This window comes from Halanaerocella petrolearia, assembly GCF_054657875.1.
On sequence record NZ_BAAHXW010000001.1, the window covers coordinates 936,189 to 953,052 of the forward strand.

Here is a 16,864-nt window from a genome sequence, read left to right on the forward strand (position 1 = left end):
TCCTACTCTAAATCATTATCTTGTGAATCAATCTTTAGAATTGTTGCACTATTTAAGATAGCTATAATAGAGTTTATAGTATTTAATCCTTTAGCCATAAAAGGATTAATGTATCCTAACATAGATAATATACCAAAGACCCAATTATAAGTCTGACAAAACTGTATATTCTGTTCTATTCTTTGGTAACTTTTTTCTGTTAAATCTAATAAATCTGAAATTAAATCCATTCTTTTCTCTAATAATATACAGTCTGAATAGATTATTGCTTGCTTACAAGGATGGTCAAGATAAGAAATGCTTAAATCGGCTACTTCCATAGCTTCTAAATCATTAGTTCCATCTCCAACCATAATCATATTCTGATTCTTCTGTTTAGTATCAATTAACTCTTTCTTTTCTCTACTAGTAAGTTCAGCTCTATAATCTTTAATCCCCAGTTTATTAGCAATATATCTAACATTATTTTCTGAATCTCCACTAACAATTGAAATATCTTCTATCCCACTTGCTCTTAGTTTAGAAATCGCAGCTGGTGCTCTAGAAACTATTGCCTCAGTCAAGTCTATCCTTCCTCTTATCTGCTCATCAACTGCTATATAGATAGAAGAATGATACTCCTCTTTTGGAAACATATCCTGTTCAACAGGAAGAGAATCTTGACTCATCACTTCTCTACTTCCCATTATCATCTGGTAACCATTAGTAGTTGATTTAACAACTTTATCCTCTCTTAAACTTATTTCTTCTCCAGCCGCCTTATAATTTGAAGATAACTTTAGTAATTTTTCTTTAGAATAATTCTCATCAAATGACTCTACATTAACTATCTTTAATCTACCTTCTGTCAAAGTTCCAGTCTTATCAAAAGCAATACTATCTGTATTAATAATCTTCTCAATAGTATTTATATTTCTTAAAATAATCTTATTTCTTAATAATAACTTTAAATATTTATTTAATCCAGTATTTAAAGCTACTTCTGTAGCTAAAGGAGTCATAGCTAATAATACAGCCAAAGGACTAAAGAGAGTACCAGTAATAAAGTAACTACAAATAGCCATAATTGAAGCATTAAACAAAGCCTTTTCTTGATAAACAGATACTTGCTGATAGATTTGAAGATCTTCTAAAGATAGGTCAGGCTTTGATTGCTCTTGAGGAATTTCTGTTACTTTTACCTTTATCTCTCCTGACACTACAACCATACCTTTAGATACTCTATCTCCTGTTTGTAGCTCCTTTGTAACTGGTTTACCAGTATGATACATAGTATTTACTACTACTTCTCCTTGAATAATAATCCCATTTACAATAATTGATTCATTCTGATAAAAAGAAATAATATCTTCTTCTTCTACCTCTGTTAAAGGTAATAAATATTCTTCTTCTTGATGAGGATACCAAACTAATTCTTCTGGATTCTCTTTAGCCTGTAATAAAGAACTCTTGATCTGTAAATTAGAGTGGATATGTAAAGCATCCGTTATAGCCTTTAGAACTAAAAGAAAGACCCCTTTTCCTTCTCTTAATAGAGTAAAGATTAATCCTAATGACAGTAGAAACTTATTCATATCCATAGAGAAATAATTTTCTAACTTACTATAGATTTTATTCAGTGTAGGATAACCTTTTATCAAAGTGATAACAGAAGCAATTACTAAGGTTGTTAAGTTGCTACTAAAGATAGATTTTCCAAATAAAAATGACTTCAATTTATATATGATATATATTCCACCAAATAAAACTATCTTTTCTTTAGTTACTTGTAACTCCTTTTCTTTTTCGAAATAATCTTTATGTTGTTGATGAATGTATTGCAAATAGTTAGCTTTATTCTGGTCAAAATTAGTAATCTCTTGCATTAATATTTCAATATCTATTTTTTTAATATCATAAACTATTAAAATAGTTCCAACTACAGGGTTTACTCTACTATTTCTTACTCCGTGTAACTCTTGTAAATATAATTCCATAACCTGTGATTTATTTTTATCTTTATATATCTTACTATACTTTAATCTAATCCTACCAGGAACAGAACTTAAAACCTGAATCATTTTAATTGCTCCTCTAACCTCTTACCTTAATCTTATTATTCAATTCTAGTTTAAGTAAATGACTACTACACTATACATTGCAGACTTATTTCTAAAAATAAAAAAACATTTACCAGCTCTATAATCACTAGTAAATGCCTTTACTTAAACACAATTTTAATTATTTATTCAACTTTTAACAACAATCTGTTTCAGCCAATTTCTCTACTTCTAATTGATTCTCGTCTACAAAGTATTTAGCATATAAATAAGTAATGATAATTGCTAATACAACTCTCATTCCTAGCATAATCAAGCCGTTGGCCCCTACTGCTACAAATAAAAGAGTATCCTCAATTACAGCATGACAGATAACTAAAAAGATAGCTAAAGTCATTAAATCACTACTAGATAGTTCATCATTCTCTACACTACGTAAGATAACCCCCGCCCCATAGGTTAAACCAAATACTTGGGCTACAATTAATGGGATACTTGCTTCTTTTGGTAACTTAAAATATTTTAATATAGGATTGAACAACTGACAAAATTTATCTAAAATTCCTGTCTCATCAGCTACTTCAACACCAATCAATAAAGGAAAGATAATTAGGGCTATCTTCTTTAACATAGATAAACTTCCCCAAAATGTCTCTGTAACAAAAGCACTCCAGTTCATCTTTATACCTCCTTATAATATCAAATTTAAAATAATCCCTGCTAGAATAGATAAGACAACTCTTAAACTAACTAATGGGATTAATCTTCCTTTAATCTTTTTAATTACTGCTGCCTCAATAATCAAACTATGAGCTACTCCTAACATAGTTCCTAAAATTGTAACCTCTCTAACTCCTAAATCTAAGCTAGCTATTACTGCTAACGCACCATAAATATTCAAGAGATAACCTGTTAATAAAGCTAAAACTGCTTCTCCAGGCAAACCAACCCATTTCATTAAAGGACTAAAAACTTTAGCCAAATAATTAATCCCTCCTGTATAATCAATAAAAGTTACTACTATATAAACTGGAATTATTATCTTAACTAAAGATACATAACTAGATAATGCTTTCTTAAATCCTCGCTTAATAGTTTCTACCATATTTTCTGCCTCCTCAATCTTATCTTTAAAATTTTAGCACATAGCTAAGAAAAGAGACTCTCATTATCACAAGAGAGTCTCTTTTCTTACTTTATAGACAAATAAACTTAAAAAACTATCATTTATTATTACATAACTTCTTTAAGTAATCTTTAAATTGTATCCTATAATATCTTATCAACAATTTAACTTTGAAGCAATAAATAGATTGATCTCTCTTTTTATAATCTAGGGCAAGGTTTCTCATGATAAAATTATTTAAGGAGGCAGAAACTTCACTATTTAATTTAGTAACTGAAACTACAGGATCTTCAATAATTCTATTTTTAGCTTCAACTGGAATTTGTCTAGTAAAAAAGAAGTATAAAATTACAGTTAAACTATAAATATCAGAGTACTCTCCTTGCTCAGTTTTAGTAGAATAAAATTCAATTGGTGAAAAACTAGGAGTTAAGACTCTTTTAGTTTTGTTTGCTTTGTTATAATTTAATTTAAGATTAAATAAAAATTTCTTATTCCATGTTTAATTGAAACTTTTTAATTTTAATCCATTCATCTCATATATAAAAATCCTGGGTCATAAACACCCAGGATTTAACTGACTATTATATATAAATTTACTATCAGGCTTACTCTTTCTGAATCATTATCTGACTTTGTACAACTCCATCTGCTTTCGTAAATAGCTTTCGAGCCATTTGATAATCTTTAGGTATTATCTGATGTTGATCAATCTTTAAGTCAAGTTGAACTTTTATCTCTCTTCCTTGCTGACTATAATCAAGTCTAAGTCTTCCTATCTGATTAGCAAACTTTATATTTTGTGGTAAGTAACCAATTTTATATCCTTTTGGTATTCTTATATTAACTCTCCTGGTTATCTCTCTTTTAAATCCTAAATAAAGCGGATACTTTCTTTCTTCTGTAGCTACAAGTTTACTCAAGTTCAAAGGAAAACGCAATGGTTTAAAAGAAATTATATTACCCATTTTTTGAGCATAATTAGTTACCTTTAAATTAGAAACCTTTATGTTAAATACTGTAGCCAAATCTTCTACTCCACTAAGTTGAACTCCTTCAACTTGGGCATTAGAAAATCCTTTACTGACACTTCGCTTAATAATCTTTTGACGTTGTTGAGGTGTATACTTTTGATAACCTCGCTTATAAAAATACCCAAAAACTCCTGTATTTTTCTCTTGATATACCACCTTAGCATTACCAGTCTGCTTTAATTTTACTTGTTGTTTAACTGCTGATTTACTTTTTTTAGCCTCTCTAACTGGTGTTTTAGCCAACCTATTCTCTTCAGGTAGCAAGACATTCTTTCCTTGGTCACCAGGTAAGACTCCATACATTGTACCACTACTAGTAGGATCTAAATATTTATTATCTTTAGGTAAATATACAATTAAATGATTAAAGAGAGCAGGACTGGCTATATCTAAATCTAGTTTCCCAGAACCACGACGAATTAAGACTGGTTCTGCTTTAACTCCTATTTCTCTTAACATAGCAATTAATAAAGTAGCTTTTTCTTTACAGACACCATATTTGTTGGTAAAAGTTTCTGTAGCTGAATAGGGACGATATCCACTCTCACCAAATTGCAAACCAATATATCTAATCTGAGATGTTACATAATTATATAAATCTTGTATTTTTTCTTCTTTACTACTAGCATCTTTAGTAAGCTCTTTTATTTTAGATCTTAACTTACTATTTACATCATACTGATTATCAATTAAATTCTGATACCAATTACTTACTTCTGTCCAAGAATCTAAAGTGGAAATCTCAACCATAGGTGCAACATTAATTATAGATGCCATATTGTTTTCTTTTATTACTGCTGGTATATCCTTTTTAATCCAAGTATAAACTTTAGTAGTATTTTGTTCCTCAATCTTAGGTTTAAAATCTCCATTTATTACCTTATAATTTATTTCTTTATCTGCTGGAGTTTTTACTACTAACTTTCTTTCTTTAATTGGATCTGTATACTGAAATAATTGATAGTTCCAAAGTTCACCCTCAATAGCATATTGATCTTTAGTCTTAATATATTCACAGACTACAATGCTACCAGGTTCAACTCCTGGCATAGATATTACTTTAATTCGAGCATCAGAATAAATACTGGCATTAGCAGCTTCAGGAGGAGTTATTTCATTAATTGCATCTTTTTTAGGTTTCATTACTGATCCATCAGGCTTGATCGTTTTAACCTCAACTACTTTTATATCTTCACTAGCTTTATTAAATCTAATTTTAAATTCTCCATAATCTTTAACTCCCCGCTTATTGAATACTTTAATTACTTTTCGGCGCCTTATTTTATTTATTTGTCCAGTATAATCTGCTATTGTTTTATCTTCTAAAAAAATTGCTCCTGCATCAGAATAATCTTTTTTAGATGGTGCATCCTTTAACATCTGTTTAGGACTTGTTTCAGCCATTGCTGGTATTATAAATAATAAACTTCCCAATACAATTAAAAGGATTAGACTAAATCTCTTTTTATAACTCACATCAAAACCTCCTATAATTAATTTTATACTTTCCATTAAGTTTATATTACCATATTTATCCTAAAATGTGAACTACACGAAAGTATAGTCTAAAGTGAACATCATACTCAAAAAATAAAAAAGAGAGGCTTTCGCCTCCCTTGCTTTTTATTAATTTTTCATTTTAAATTATCTATTACTCTCTTATCTGTCCATCGCCAAAGACAATAAACTTAGTCGTTGTTAACTCATTGACTCCCATTGGCCCTCTAGCATGTAGCTTTTGCGTACTAATACCAATTTCAGCTCCTAAACCAAACTGACCTCCATCAGTAAATCTAGTAGACGCATTAACATAGACAGCAGCAGAATCAACTACATCTAAGAATTTATGGGCTTTAGTATAGTTTTCAGTTATAATTGCTTCAGAATGGCTAGTACTATACTGATCAATATGATCTAAGGCTTCATCTAAATCTTCTACTACCTTAATAGCCAAAGTATAATCCAAAAACTCTGTTGCCCAGTCTTCTTCTGTAGCCTCCTCTACATTAGAGACAATCTGTTGTACTTTCTCATCACCTTTTACTAAAGTATCTCGCTGCCTTAATTCCTCAATAATAGATGGTAAAAATTCTTCTGCTACATCCTGGTGGACTAATAATGTCTCCATAGCATTACAGACACCAGTCCGTTGTGTCTTAGCATTGATTACAATTGGCCCTGCTTTCTCTAAATCAGCTTGGCTATCAATAAAGGTATGACAATTACCTACTCCAGTCTCAATTACAGGTACAGTAGAGTTATTAACAACAGCCTGAATTAATCCTTCTCCTCCTCGTGGAATTAAAACATCTAAGTAATCATTTAATTCAAACATTACCTCTACTGCTTTACGTTCAGTACTCTGAATCAATTGAATAGAACCTTCAGGTAATCCAGCATCATAAGCAGCTCTAGAAATCACATTCACAATTGCTTTATTAGAGTGAATAGCACTAGAACTACCTCGTAATACAACAGTATTACCAGCCTTTAAACATAAACCAGCTGCATCAACAGTTACATTAGGACGAGCTTCATAAATGATACCAATGACCCCTAAAGGAACCTGTACCTTACCTATCTTCAAACCATTAGGTCTCTTCTTCATTTCTAACATTTCACCAATTGGATCAGAAAATTGGGCTACTTCTCTTAAACCTTGGGCCATCTTAGAAATTCTTTCTTCAGTCAATAATAGACGATCAAGTAATGAATCAGATAATCCATTATCACGACCATATTCCATATCTTTTTCATTAGCTACTAGAATTTCTTCATCTCGCTCTTCTAAAGCATCAGCCATAGCTAATAAAGCCTGATTCTTAACCTCAGCCCCTAAATTTGCTAAATCCTTCTCGGCTTCTTTAGCTTCTTTACACTGCTGAGTAATTTTTTCTCTTAATTCCATCTTCTCTCCTCCTCCTTTTTTATAATAAGACTAAATTATCTCGATGTACTACTTCATCATAAGCCTGATAGCCCAATTGAAACTTAATTTCATCAGAATGTAATCTCTTAATCTCTTCTACCTCTTTACGAGAATAATTAACTAAACCTCTAGCAATTGTTTCATCTGCTGAGTTTATAATATCAACTACATCACCAACTGCAAAATCACCAGTAGTCTTCATAATTCCACAAGACAACAGACTACTTCCATCATTAACTAGTGCATCTTCAGCCCCTTCATCTATAACTATCTGACCTGCTATATCTAAATTAAAGGCTATCCATTGTTCACGACTAGTCATACCTGATTCAGGTAAAAAGAGAGTACCTATCTCTTGACTATCAACAACTTTAGTTACCACTCGATTTAAACTTCCATTAGCTATAATCATTGGAAGTCCTGCTTTAGTAGCAACTTTAGCAGCTTCAATCTTGGTTGCCATCCCTCCTGTACCACGATCAGTACCAGCTCCACCAGCTAAAGATTCTATTTCTTCAGATATTTCATCAACTTCATTGATTATTTGAGCTGAACTATCAGTACGAGGATCAGCAGTATATAAACCATCTATATCAGATAGAATAAGCAATAAATCTGCTCCAATTAAACTACTTACCAAAGCAGAAAGGGTATCATTATCACCAAATTTAATCTCTTGAACAGCTACTGTATCATTTTCATTAATAATAGGAATTGTACCATAATCTAATAACTGTGATAGAGTATTTCTTGAATTTAAATATCTTTTTCTATCTGTTAAATCATTCTGAGTCAATAGAATTTGGGCTACTTGATAGCCATATTCACTAAATAATTTTTGATAGGTCTTCATTAAAACACCTTGACCAACTGCTGCTAAGGCCTGTTTCTCTGGTATTGTTGCTGGATCATCTTCTAGATTTAGCTCACCATATCCAGCAGCGACAGCACCAGAACTGACTAAAACTACTTCTTTACCCTGGTTCTTTAAATCAACAACCTCTCTAATTATTTTTTCAATACGACCTAAATTCAGTTTAGAATTCTGATAAGTTAAAGTACTACTACCAATCTTAATTACTATTCTATTAGCATCCTCAATAAGTTCTCTCATTTTATTCACCTAGTTTCTAAGAAGGTAAATTATATTGTGGTTCTTCATCATTCCGTCTATATAAAACTAAAACATTTCCAATTGTCTGAATCACTTCAGCATCACAAGCTTCAGCTAATTCATAAGCAGCCTCTTTAGCAGTATATAAACTATTGTCTAAAGCTCTTAACTTAATTAATTCTCTTGCTTCTAAAGCATTATCTACCTCTTCAATTACTCCTTCAGTAATTCCATTTTTTCCAATTTGAAATAATGGATTCATTTCATTAGCTTGACCTCTTAAATAAGCTCGTTGTTTTCCTTTCATTTATTGTCCCTCCTAAATAAATTATCCTTCATAATATTCGAATTGTAATCCTGCTAAATCTACTGTCTGACCTTCTTGAATTCCTTTCTCTTTTAAGGCATCCTCGATTCCTAGTCGCTTAAAGGTTTTAAGTAGTTGTTGTAAACCTTCATCAGTAGTTAAGTCAGCCATAGCTACTTCACGTTCAATTCTATTACCTGTTACCTTAAAGATATTATTCTCTCTTTCAATCTCAAAGTCTGGTTCATAATCATCAGGCTGTGGACCTCGAATAACAACTTCTTCTTCCCGTTCTTCTTCTAAAACAGGTTCTGGAGCCTCCTGTACCAATTCATAGACTCGATCCATTAACTCTTCTACACCTTGTCCTGTTGCAGCTGAGATTGCAAAGACTTCATATCCTTCTGCTTCTAATTCAGGTTTCACTTGAGCAAGATTATCTTTAGCATCTGGAAGATCCATCTTATTAGCAGCTACCACCTGTGGCTTATCTAATAACTGACCACTATATTCTTCTAATTCTTGATTTATTCTTTGAAAGTCTTCTAAAGGATCGCGTCCTTCCATAGCTGAAATATCTATTAAATGAACTAAGACTTTAGTCCTTTCTAAGTGACGTAGAAATTGATCACCTAGACCTACTCCTTCATGAGCACCTTCAATTAAACCAGGCACATCAGCAATTACAAAAGAATCAAAACCTTTAGTTTTAACTACACCTAAATTAGGTTCCAAGGTCGTAAAGTGATAAGCTGCTGTCTCAGCTTTAGCAGCAGATACACGAGAGATTAAAGTTGATTTACCTACGCTAGGATAACCAACTAACCCTACATCTGCTAATAATTTAAGTTCTAATTTAACCTCTTTCTTCTCACCTGGCTCCCCATCTTCAGAAAACTTAGGTGCCTGCCGAGTTGAGCTTTTGAATCTAGTATTACCTCGTCCACCTCGACCACCTTTGGCTACTACTAATTCCTGACCATCTTCTTTTAAATCAGCTATCACTTCTTCAGTTTCAGTATCGACTACTGTTGTTCCTGGTGGAACAGTAATTTTTAAGTCTTCAGCATCTTTACCATGCTGATTTTTACTCTTACCATTTTCTCCTGAATTAGCTTCAAATATATTCCGTTCTCTAAAATCAATTAATGTATTCAACCCTTCATCTACAACTAATATAACATCGCCACCTTTTCCACCATCACCACCATCTGGTCCTCCAGCAGCTACAAACTTCTCCCGGCGAAAACTGGTCATACCCGAACCACCATCGCCACCTTTTAGTTTAATCGTTGCTTCATCCACAAACACGAATACCAACTCCTAGCTTATGTAATAATTTACAAAGTACAATTAAATTCTAATTTTATATCAAAACCATATTAAGATTATCTAATAAAGTCTACTACTAGATTATATTACCACAATTTAAATTAATTAATTCAACCATACCTAAATTCAGTCTTTATCTTTAATTGTAAATTGTAAACTATTAATTGTCAATTACATAATATAAATAAAAAACTCCCAGTTAGACTGGGAGTTTTTGGTTAATTAAGTTACGCCATAATTTCAAGTTCTTCTTCTGTATAAACATTAACCATCTTTGTATCTCTACCTTTTCGTTCAAAAGCTACATATCCTTCTTCTTTAGCAAATAGAGTATCATCTCCACCTCGACCTACATTTAATCCAGGATGGAATTGCGTTCCTCTCTGACGAACAAGGATACTACCAGGCTTTACTTTTTGACCGTCATGTCGTTTAACTCCTAAACGTTTAGCAATACTGTCACGACCGTTGTTAGAACTACCAACTGCTTTCTTCTTAGCGAAAAGTTGCAAGTCCATTTTTTTAAGCATTATCTTCACCCCCTATAATTATTTTGAGATATTTAGAATGAACCTTAGCCGTCTCTTTCAGTCCAACTAACATTGTTTCCAAGATAGCCTTAACCTTTTCATCTCGGGCCAACTTAGGATCCAACTGACAACTTAGCCAGCCATTATTAGTATCTACAAGAGGCTCTACATCTAAATAGCTTTGTAGTCCAAAAACAGCAGTCTGCATAATCGCTGATACTGCCGCACAAATAATATCTTCACCCTGGGGGGCATATTCAGCATGGCCCTGAGCAGAAAACTTATATATATTTCCGCGCTTATCGCGTTCAATATTAATCTTTATCATTAAGCATCAATACTCTTAATTCTTACTCGAGTATATGGCTGTCGATGACCTTGCTTCTTACGATAATTTGTCTTTGCTTTATACTTAAAGACAATAATCTTATCGCCTTTTGTCTGTTCTACAACTTCAGCAGTCACCTTAGCATCATCTACATTAGGTTGGCCAACCTGTAGTCCTTCATCAGTAGATACAACCTTAACCTTATCAAATTCAACTGTATCTCCTGCTTGAACGTCTAGCTTTTCAACATCTAACTGCTGACCTTCCTCTACACGATATTGCTTACCACCTGTTTCAACAATTGCGTACATAACTTGCACCTCCTCTACCTTAGACTCGCCGGCAACTAGGCAATCTTAGATAGATTTTTTAAACCCGCACCGTGCGGTTTTGGTAGTGGCGATTAAACCACTTACGAATATAGATTGTAGCATATAATCAATTCAATGTCAAGAAAATGACCACTAAATTCATAGTACCCACAAGTCATACTTAGTGTAGTCTGTATTTAATATAGTGTGACTTAATTGATATAAGGGGGCACTTTTATGACACAGTCATGAGCTATGTGCTATGTGCTATGTGCTATGTGCTAAGTCAAAATCATTTAATTTAAAATCTAAACCAATACAGTTTTTATATTTTAAGTGGTTAAATTGTATTTAACATTTTGATGTTGATTAGGCTGACGACTTATAGCTCATAGCACACGACTCAAAACTCACAACTTGTATTTGATTTCAATTACTCAGTAACTAAATTAACTCAATAACAAGTTCTCGAATATTATATGACCAGTAGAACAAAAAGTCAAGAAAAAAATTATTAAAAACTAACTGTCAAGTGTTCTAATTATCTTAGCCTCAGCATATGTACTACCTAATTTAGTTATCTCTACTTTAACTTTACTATCTATTAACATTGCTCCCTCTAGTACTTTAATCAAATAACCACCAAAGCAGGCCAGCCCATCTGTTTCATTAAATCTTTCCTCGACTTTAACTACTACTTGCTCTCCTACTTCAACAGGCAATAGCTTTTCAATTCCTTTTTTAGCTCCTGCTTCTATTTTCATTGATCTCTGCTCTAACTTAGCATTACCTAGTAAATAAATTTCTGTCTCTAATTCTGTGGCTAACTCTTGTAGCTTTTTTTCTGCTAGGTCAACTAACTTACCTACTATTATTGGATGTAAAGTTAATAAAATAGCTTCCTTATCCTCTTGCCAATACTCTGTCTTCAATTTAGTAAATGCTTGTTGAATAATAGTTTCACTAGTTAATACCTTACCATAACCATGACAACATGGACATTCTTCTTGTAATAGCTGACTAATACTATTCTCTTCTCGTTGTCTAGTTACTTCAACTAAACCTAATCTAGTCATCCCTTCTAAGGAAGTTCTTGTCTTATCTTTGTCCAACTCTTCTTGTAAGACATTTAATAATTTAGCTTCATCTTCATCTCTTTTTAGCCCAATAAAGTCAATAATGATAATTCCACTGATATTTCTTAACCTTAATTGTTTAGCTATCTCTCTAGCAGCAGCCAAATTAGTCTGAAAAACAGTATCAGCAATATTATCCTCACTATAAGCTCCAGTATTAACATCAATAGCGGTTAAAGCTTCAGTATCATCAATAACAATATAACCACCATCATCTAACTCTACTTCTCTATTCAATAACTCTTTTATCTGTTCTTCAATCTTATAATAAGCAAAAACAGGCTCTGGTTGTTGATAATAAGAGATCTTCTCCTTTAAATCAGGAGCTAAATATTCTACAAACTCCATTACCTGCTGATAATCCTGATTAGTATCAACTACTAACTTATCCACATCTTCATTAAATCGATCTCTAATAACCTGATTAATTAAGTCTAATTCTTCATAAATTAAAGTTGGATTAGTAGTAGTTTCAGCCTGTTCTTCAATCTGATCTCTTAAATCTAATAGATAATTTAACTCTCGTTGTATCGCAGATCTAGCTTTATAAGCTGCTTCAGTTCTAATGATTGCTCCATTATCTTCAGGAACCATCTCTCTGGCTAAGACTCTTAAGCGACCTCGCTCTTCTCCATCAATCTTACGTGAAACTCCAATATGTCCTGGTTCATCTAGTAAGATTAGATATCTGCCAGGCAATTCTAACTTACAACTCCCTTTAGGCCCTTTAGTACCTACTGGATCTTTATCAACCTGAATTATAACCTCTTGACCTGATTGCAAAACTTCTTCAATCTTAGCCTCTTGATGATGAAAAATCACACTATTAATTGGTAAAAAGACATTCTGTTCTTCACCTATATCTACAAAAGCAGCTTGAATTCCAGGTACAATATTCTCTACTCGACCTTTATAGATATTACCTACTAACTGAGTAGTAAAGTTTCTTTCAAATAGTAGATCAACTAATTCTCTATCTTCTAAAATAGCAATCCGTTTTTCTAAACTCTGACCATTAATTACAATTTCCTTCCCAAATCAACCACCTCCCTTATTAATTGATAATTTATAATTAACAATCGCTAGTTAACATAAAGAATGAATGGATTTTTAATTATATTTTCTTCTCCTATATTAGTTTATAATTTACAACATAAGTATTTTATATTAAAAAACAAAGAATGAAACTAGTTGTAAGTCATGTATCATGTGCTGTGAGCTAATTCAAAACCATTACATTCAAAATCTAAACCTTTTATGAATTTGATCTAGCTCACGACTCATAGCAGATAGCTAATAACTGTGACACGAAAGTGCCACTTTATCTCAATTATCAATCAGCTCTTTTACTGGTAATTCCAGATTATCATCAAGTAGAGTATTAATCAATTTATCCTCTGTTACTAATCCTAACTGATTAAATTCATCATCAACTACTAATACAGTATGAAACTGGTTAGGTACTAACCGATCAATAATTCTCTTCAGTGGAGTATCAGCAGATGCCACAAGTTGTTGTACTTTAACAACATCTTGCTCTAAAACTTGGCCCTTCTTTTTAGCTATATACTGCATTAAAATATATGGTGTATACTGCCCCTCTTTAAGAGCTGTAAAATAAATAAAGAAACAGATAACCAACAAAGTAATATTTACATATCCATAATAAAGACAGGCGCCTGCTAAAATAAAAATTAATACAGCTATCCTTTTACTCCACTTTAATACTTGATGAGTTGCTTCTTTAAAACCAACTTTAGTTGTTAACTTAGCTCGCAAGATTCGTCCTCCATCTAAAGGAAAAAGAGGTACCAAATTAAATAGACCAATAGTCAAATTTATCCTAAGTAAAAAGAAACCCAACTGGGCATTAATAATTCTATACCTTAATAATAATAGACTAATAGCTACGAAAATTAAATTAAATATTGGCCCAGCTATAGCTATTTGAATCTCTAGTTCAGGAGTTAACTGAATTAAATCACGAAATTTAGCTACACCTCCAAAAGGTAATAACTCAATTTCATTAACTGTAACCCCCTTCTTATAAGCTACTATTGAATGGGCCAACTCATGTAATAAAACAACAATAAAACTCCAGCAAGCCTTAACAAATAATCCTGAAATGGCAAATAAAAAGAGTACAACTAGAAATAATAGATTTAACTTGAATCTAACTCCAGCTATTTTAAACATAGTGCCACCTTCCTTCTAAGACATCTACCACTATAATGGTATTAGTAGCACTAGTTTAATATGTAAAAGATATGAGCTTAAGACTAAGCTTAAGTCTTAAATTTCTAGACTTAAACCTAAGCTTAAACTCAATTAAAACAGTAACTTCTTTCGTCTCATATTAACATTCAATAAGAGACCAATACCAATTAAATTAGTAACTAAAGAACTACCTCCATAACTTAAAAAGGGAAGAGGAATCCCTGTAACTGGCATAATTCCAATTGTCATTCCCACATTCTCTAGAATATGAAACAGAAGCATAGATAGAACTCCTACTACAATAAATCGCCCAAAACTATCTTTAGCCTCTTGAGCTATCTTGATCCCACGCCAGATTAAAATGAAATAACATAATAGAACAACTGACACTCCAATAAATCCAAATTCTTCACCTAAGACTGAAAATATAAAGTCAGTATGGCGTTCAGGTAAAAAATTAAGTTGATTTTGAGTTCCAGCAAACAGTCCTTTTCCTATTAAACCACCTGAACCAATAGCTACTTTAGATTGAATTACATTATAACCAGAACCTTGTGGATCTAACTGAGGATTAATTAGTACTAAAAAACGATTCAGCTGATAATCCTGTAGTGGAATAGGAACTCCTAAATACAGATGAGCTGATATCCAACTAGCAGTAGTTGCAATTACTCCTCCAATACTCCCCACTAAGAACTTAGCATTGGCCCCAGCTACATAAACCATGCCAATAAATATAGCTAGTAAAACTAAAGAGGTTCCTAAATCATTCTGTAATAGAATCAACATAAAAGGGAGCCCAACATATAACCCTGGTGCTATTAACCCTAAGATATACTCTATATTATATTTTTTCTTGGCCAAAAGATCTGCTAAACAGATAATTACTACCAATTTAGTTACCTCGGAAGGTTGAAAATTAAAAGGACCTAAAGAGATCCAACTCTGACCTCCTTTAATAGTCTGTCCTAAAATAAGCACTCCTGCTAATACTAAAACATTACCCCAATAAATAATATTTACATAATCACGTAACACCCTATAATCGAAAAAAAGACTAATAACCGCTATCATACTACCAATTAAAGCTGCTATAACCTGTTTTTTTAAAAAATTATTCTGCCAAATAGAACCATCATTGACATGAGTAGCACTACCAATTAACATTACTCCTATTGCTATCAAAACTAAAATAATCAAAGGGATGCTGTAATCAATATTTTTAACTAACTTCTCCATTAAAATCACCCCTGTTATAAGCTCTACTTAAAAATTATATAACATCAAGAAAAATTAGTCCAATTCAGCTTACTATTTTTTGAATAAAAATAGACCAGGGTCTACTTCCTGGTCTCAACTTACTTACCATTATCATTTTTTGCTTTTCTAATTCCCTTAACTGGAATATTCGCTACTAAAGCCATTGAGTCTTCTTCTTGTTCAAATTCCATTTCTAGGCCTTCATTTTCAATATCTAAATACTTTGAAATAACTTCCATAAGTTCTTCCTTCATATCATCAAGTATTTCTGGAGAGACCCCAATCCGGTCATGAACTAATACTAATCTCAACCTCTCCTTTGCCACATCTTTACTGGAAATATCATCATTACCTAGAATCCCTTTTACTAAATCTAACACCTTTGGTGCCTCCTTCACTAATTAAGTCCAATAAACTTCTTTAAGTGATCTAATAGACTCTCTTCTAGAGAAATATATGGTACCTTTTCCCCTTCAACCCGTCTTGAAACATTCCAGAAAGATTGACCAGCTTTAGTATCATCTAATAAAATAATAGGTTCACCTTTATTAGTAGAGATAACAATTCTTTCATCTTCTGGAACAATCCCTAGTAATTTAATAGCTAGAATATCTTTCATATCTTCAATCTCCATCATATCTCCACGCTTTACCATATCCATTCTAATTCTATTAACAACCAATTTAGGATCAGATAAACCTTCTGCTTCTAACATACCAATAATCCGATCAGCATCTCTGACTGCTGATACTTCAGGAGTAGTTACAACAATAGCTTCATCAGCTCCAGCAATAGCATTCTTAAATCCTTGCTCAATCCCTGCTGGAGAATCAATAATAATATAATCATACTCTTTCTTTAATTGGGTACATAACTTATCCATCTGTTTAGGGGCAATAGCTGTTTTATCTCTAGTTTGAGCTGCCGGTAACAAATGTAAGCTACTATATCTTTTATCACGAATTAATGCTTGTTCTAAGCGACAATTATCTTCTACTACATCCACAATATCATAAACAATTCTATTTTCCAATCCTAAAACTACATCTAAATTTCGCAGTCCAATATCTGCATCTATTAAAGCCACTTTTTTACCTAACTTAGCTAGACCAATACCTAAATTAGCAGTAGTAGTAGTCTTACCAACACCACCCTTACCTGAAGTTACAACATATACTTTACCTACCATGAAAATTCCTCC

The 16,864-nt window shown here is 32.4% G+C and carries 16 protein-coding genes and 1 other annotated feature; all 16 genes read right to left on the reverse strand.

Annotation, left to right across the window (positions count from 1 at the left end; all coding sequences use genetic code 11):
• Window positions 1-2 precede the first annotated feature (2 nt).
• Window positions 3-2,060: an HAD-IC family P-type ATPase gene (locus ACYQ39_RS04805; protein ID WP_459840794.1), complete on the reverse strand. Its 2,058-nt coding sequence runs from the start codon at window positions 2,058-2,060 to the stop codon at window positions 3-5.
• Between the two features lie 175 nt (window positions 2,061-2,235).
• Window positions 2,236-2,718, reverse strand: coding sequence for a nucleoside recognition domain-containing protein (locus ACYQ39_RS04810; protein ID WP_459840795.1), 483 nt, complete (start codon window positions 2,716-2,718; stop codon window positions 2,236-2,238).
• Between the two features lie 12 nt (window positions 2,719-2,730).
• The gene (locus ACYQ39_RS04815) at window positions 2,731-3,144 is read right to left on the reverse strand and encodes a nucleoside recognition domain-containing protein (RefSeq protein ID WP_459840796.1); all 414 of its coding nucleotides are present in this window, start codon (window positions 3,142-3,144) and stop codon (window positions 2,731-2,733) included.
• A gap of 629 nt (window positions 3,145-3,773) precedes the next feature.
• On the reverse strand, window positions 3,774-5,675 hold the full coding sequence (locus ACYQ39_RS04820) for a DUF3857 domain-containing protein (RefSeq protein ID WP_459840797.1): 1,902 nt from the start codon (window positions 5,673-5,675) through the stop codon (window positions 3,774-3,776).
• A gap of 175 nt (window positions 5,676-5,850) precedes the next feature.
• Window positions 5,851-7,107 (reverse strand): glutamate-5-semialdehyde dehydrogenase, encoded by a 1,257-nt coding sequence (locus ACYQ39_RS04825; RefSeq protein ID WP_459840798.1) that lies wholly within the window; start codon window positions 7,105-7,107, stop codon window positions 5,851-5,853.
• Between the two features lie 19 nt (window positions 7,108-7,126).
• Window positions 7,127-8,242, reverse strand: a complete 1,116-nt coding sequence (gene proB / locus ACYQ39_RS04830) for a glutamate 5-kinase (protein WP_459840799.1) — start codon at window positions 8,240-8,242, stop codon at window positions 7,127-7,129.
• 16 nt (window positions 8,243-8,258) lie between these two features.
• Window positions 8,259-8,549 (reverse strand): ribosome assembly RNA-binding protein YhbY, encoded by a 291-nt coding sequence (gene yhbY / locus ACYQ39_RS04835; RefSeq protein ID WP_459840800.1) that lies wholly within the window; start codon window positions 8,547-8,549, stop codon window positions 8,259-8,261.
• Between the two features lie 21 nt (window positions 8,550-8,570).
• Window positions 8,571-9,860: a GTPase ObgE gene (obgE, locus tag ACYQ39_RS04840; protein ID WP_459840801.1), complete on the reverse strand. Its 1,290-nt coding sequence runs from the start codon at window positions 9,858-9,860 to the stop codon at window positions 8,571-8,573.
• A 248-nt stretch (window positions 9,861-10,108) separates the two neighbouring features.
• Window positions 10,109-10,411 (reverse strand): 50S ribosomal protein L27, encoded by a 303-nt coding sequence (gene rpmA / locus ACYQ39_RS04845; RefSeq protein WP_459840803.1) that lies wholly within the window; start codon window positions 10,409-10,411, stop codon window positions 10,109-10,111.
• Complete coding sequence (locus ACYQ39_RS04850) at window positions 10,404-10,739, reverse strand: ribosomal-processing cysteine protease Prp (protein WP_459840804.1); 336 nt, start codon at window positions 10,737-10,739, stop codon at window positions 10,404-10,406. The genes rpmA and ACYQ39_RS04850 overlap by 8 nt, the downstream gene beginning before the upstream one ends.
• Complete coding sequence (rplU, locus tag ACYQ39_RS04855) at window positions 10,739-11,050, reverse strand: 50S ribosomal protein L21 (protein ID WP_459840805.1); 312 nt, start codon at window positions 11,048-11,050, stop codon at window positions 10,739-10,741. The genes ACYQ39_RS04850 and rplU overlap by 1 nt, the downstream gene beginning before the upstream one ends.
• Before the next feature lie 11 nt (window positions 11,051-11,061).
• Window positions 11,062-11,139: a sequence feature (ribosomal protein L21 leader region), on the reverse strand.
• Between the two features lie 432 nt (window positions 11,140-11,571).
• The gene (locus tag ACYQ39_RS04860) at window positions 11,572-13,212 is read right to left on the reverse strand and encodes an Rne/Rng family ribonuclease (protein ID WP_459841652.1); all 1,641 of its coding nucleotides are present in this window, start codon (window positions 13,210-13,212) and stop codon (window positions 11,572-11,574) included.
• 300 nt (window positions 13,213-13,512) lie between these two features.
• Window positions 13,513-14,382, reverse strand: a complete 870-nt coding sequence (locus ACYQ39_RS04865) for a site-2 protease family protein (RefSeq protein WP_459840806.1) — start codon at window positions 14,380-14,382, stop codon at window positions 13,513-13,515.
• Window positions 14,383-14,514: 132 nt separating this feature from the next.
• Window positions 14,515-15,642, reverse strand: coding sequence for a rod shape-determining protein RodA (rodA, locus tag ACYQ39_RS04870; RefSeq protein WP_459840808.1), 1,128 nt, complete (start codon window positions 15,640-15,642; stop codon window positions 14,515-14,517).
• Between the two features lie 119 nt (window positions 15,643-15,761).
• On the reverse strand, window positions 15,762-16,043 hold the full coding sequence (minE, locus tag ACYQ39_RS04875; RefSeq protein ID WP_459840809.1) for a cell division topological specificity factor MinE: 282 nt from the start codon (window positions 16,041-16,043) through the stop codon (window positions 15,762-15,764).
• Window positions 16,044-16,060: 17 nt separating this feature from the next.
• Entirely contained in the window at window positions 16,061-16,852 is a 792-nt protein-coding gene (gene minD, locus ACYQ39_RS04880) for a septum site-determining protein MinD (protein ID WP_459840810.1), read from the reverse strand.
• Window positions 16,853-16,864: the final 12 nt, after the last annotated feature.

What these genes read in the sequence shown, in the direction of transcription:
- ACYQ39_RS04805 (WP_459840794.1), bottom strand. Translation starts at nt 2,060, where the DNA reads ATGATTCAGGTTTTAAGTTCTGTTCCTGGTAGGATTAGATTAAAGTAT.
- ACYQ39_RS04810 (WP_459840795.1), bottom strand. Translation starts at nt 2,718, where the DNA reads ATGAACTGGAGTGCTTTTGTTACAGAGACATTTTGGGGAAGTTTATCT.
- ACYQ39_RS04815 (WP_459840796.1), bottom strand. Translation starts at nt 3,144, where the DNA reads ATGGTAGAAACTATTAAGCGAGGATTTAAGAAAGCATTATCTAGTTAT.
- ACYQ39_RS04825 (WP_459840798.1), bottom strand. Translation starts at nt 7,107, where the DNA reads ATGGAATTAAGAGAAAAAATTACTCAGCAGTGTAAAGAAGCTAAAGAA.
- proB (WP_459840799.1), bottom strand. Translation starts at nt 8,242, where the DNA reads ATGAGAGAACTTATTGAGGATGCTAATAGAATAGTAATTAAGATTGGT.
- yhbY (WP_459840800.1), bottom strand. Translation starts at nt 8,549, where the DNA reads ATGAAAGGAAAACAACGAGCTTATTTAAGAGGTCAAGCTAATGAAATG.
- rpmA (WP_459840803.1), bottom strand. Translation starts at nt 10,411, where the DNA reads ATGCTTAAAAAAATGGACTTGCAACTTTTCGCTAAGAAGAAAGCAGTT.
- ACYQ39_RS04850 (WP_459840804.1), bottom strand. Translation starts at nt 10,739, where the DNA reads ATGATAAAGATTAATATTGAACGCGATAAGCGCGGAAATATATATAAG.
- rplU (WP_459840805.1), bottom strand. Translation starts at nt 11,050, where the DNA reads ATGTACGCAATTGTTGAAACAGGTGGTAAGCAATATCGTGTAGAGGAA.
- ACYQ39_RS04865 (WP_459840806.1), bottom strand. Translation starts at nt 14,382, where the DNA reads ATGTTTAAAATAGCTGGAGTTAGATTCAAGTTAAATCTATTATTTCTA.
- rodA (WP_459840808.1), bottom strand. Translation starts at nt 15,642, where the DNA reads ATGGAGAAGTTAGTTAAAAATATTGATTACAGCATCCCTTTGATTATT.
- minD (WP_459840810.1), bottom strand. Translation starts at nt 16,852, where the DNA reads ATGGTAGGTAAAGTATATGTTGTAACTTCAGGTAAGGGTGGTGTTGGT.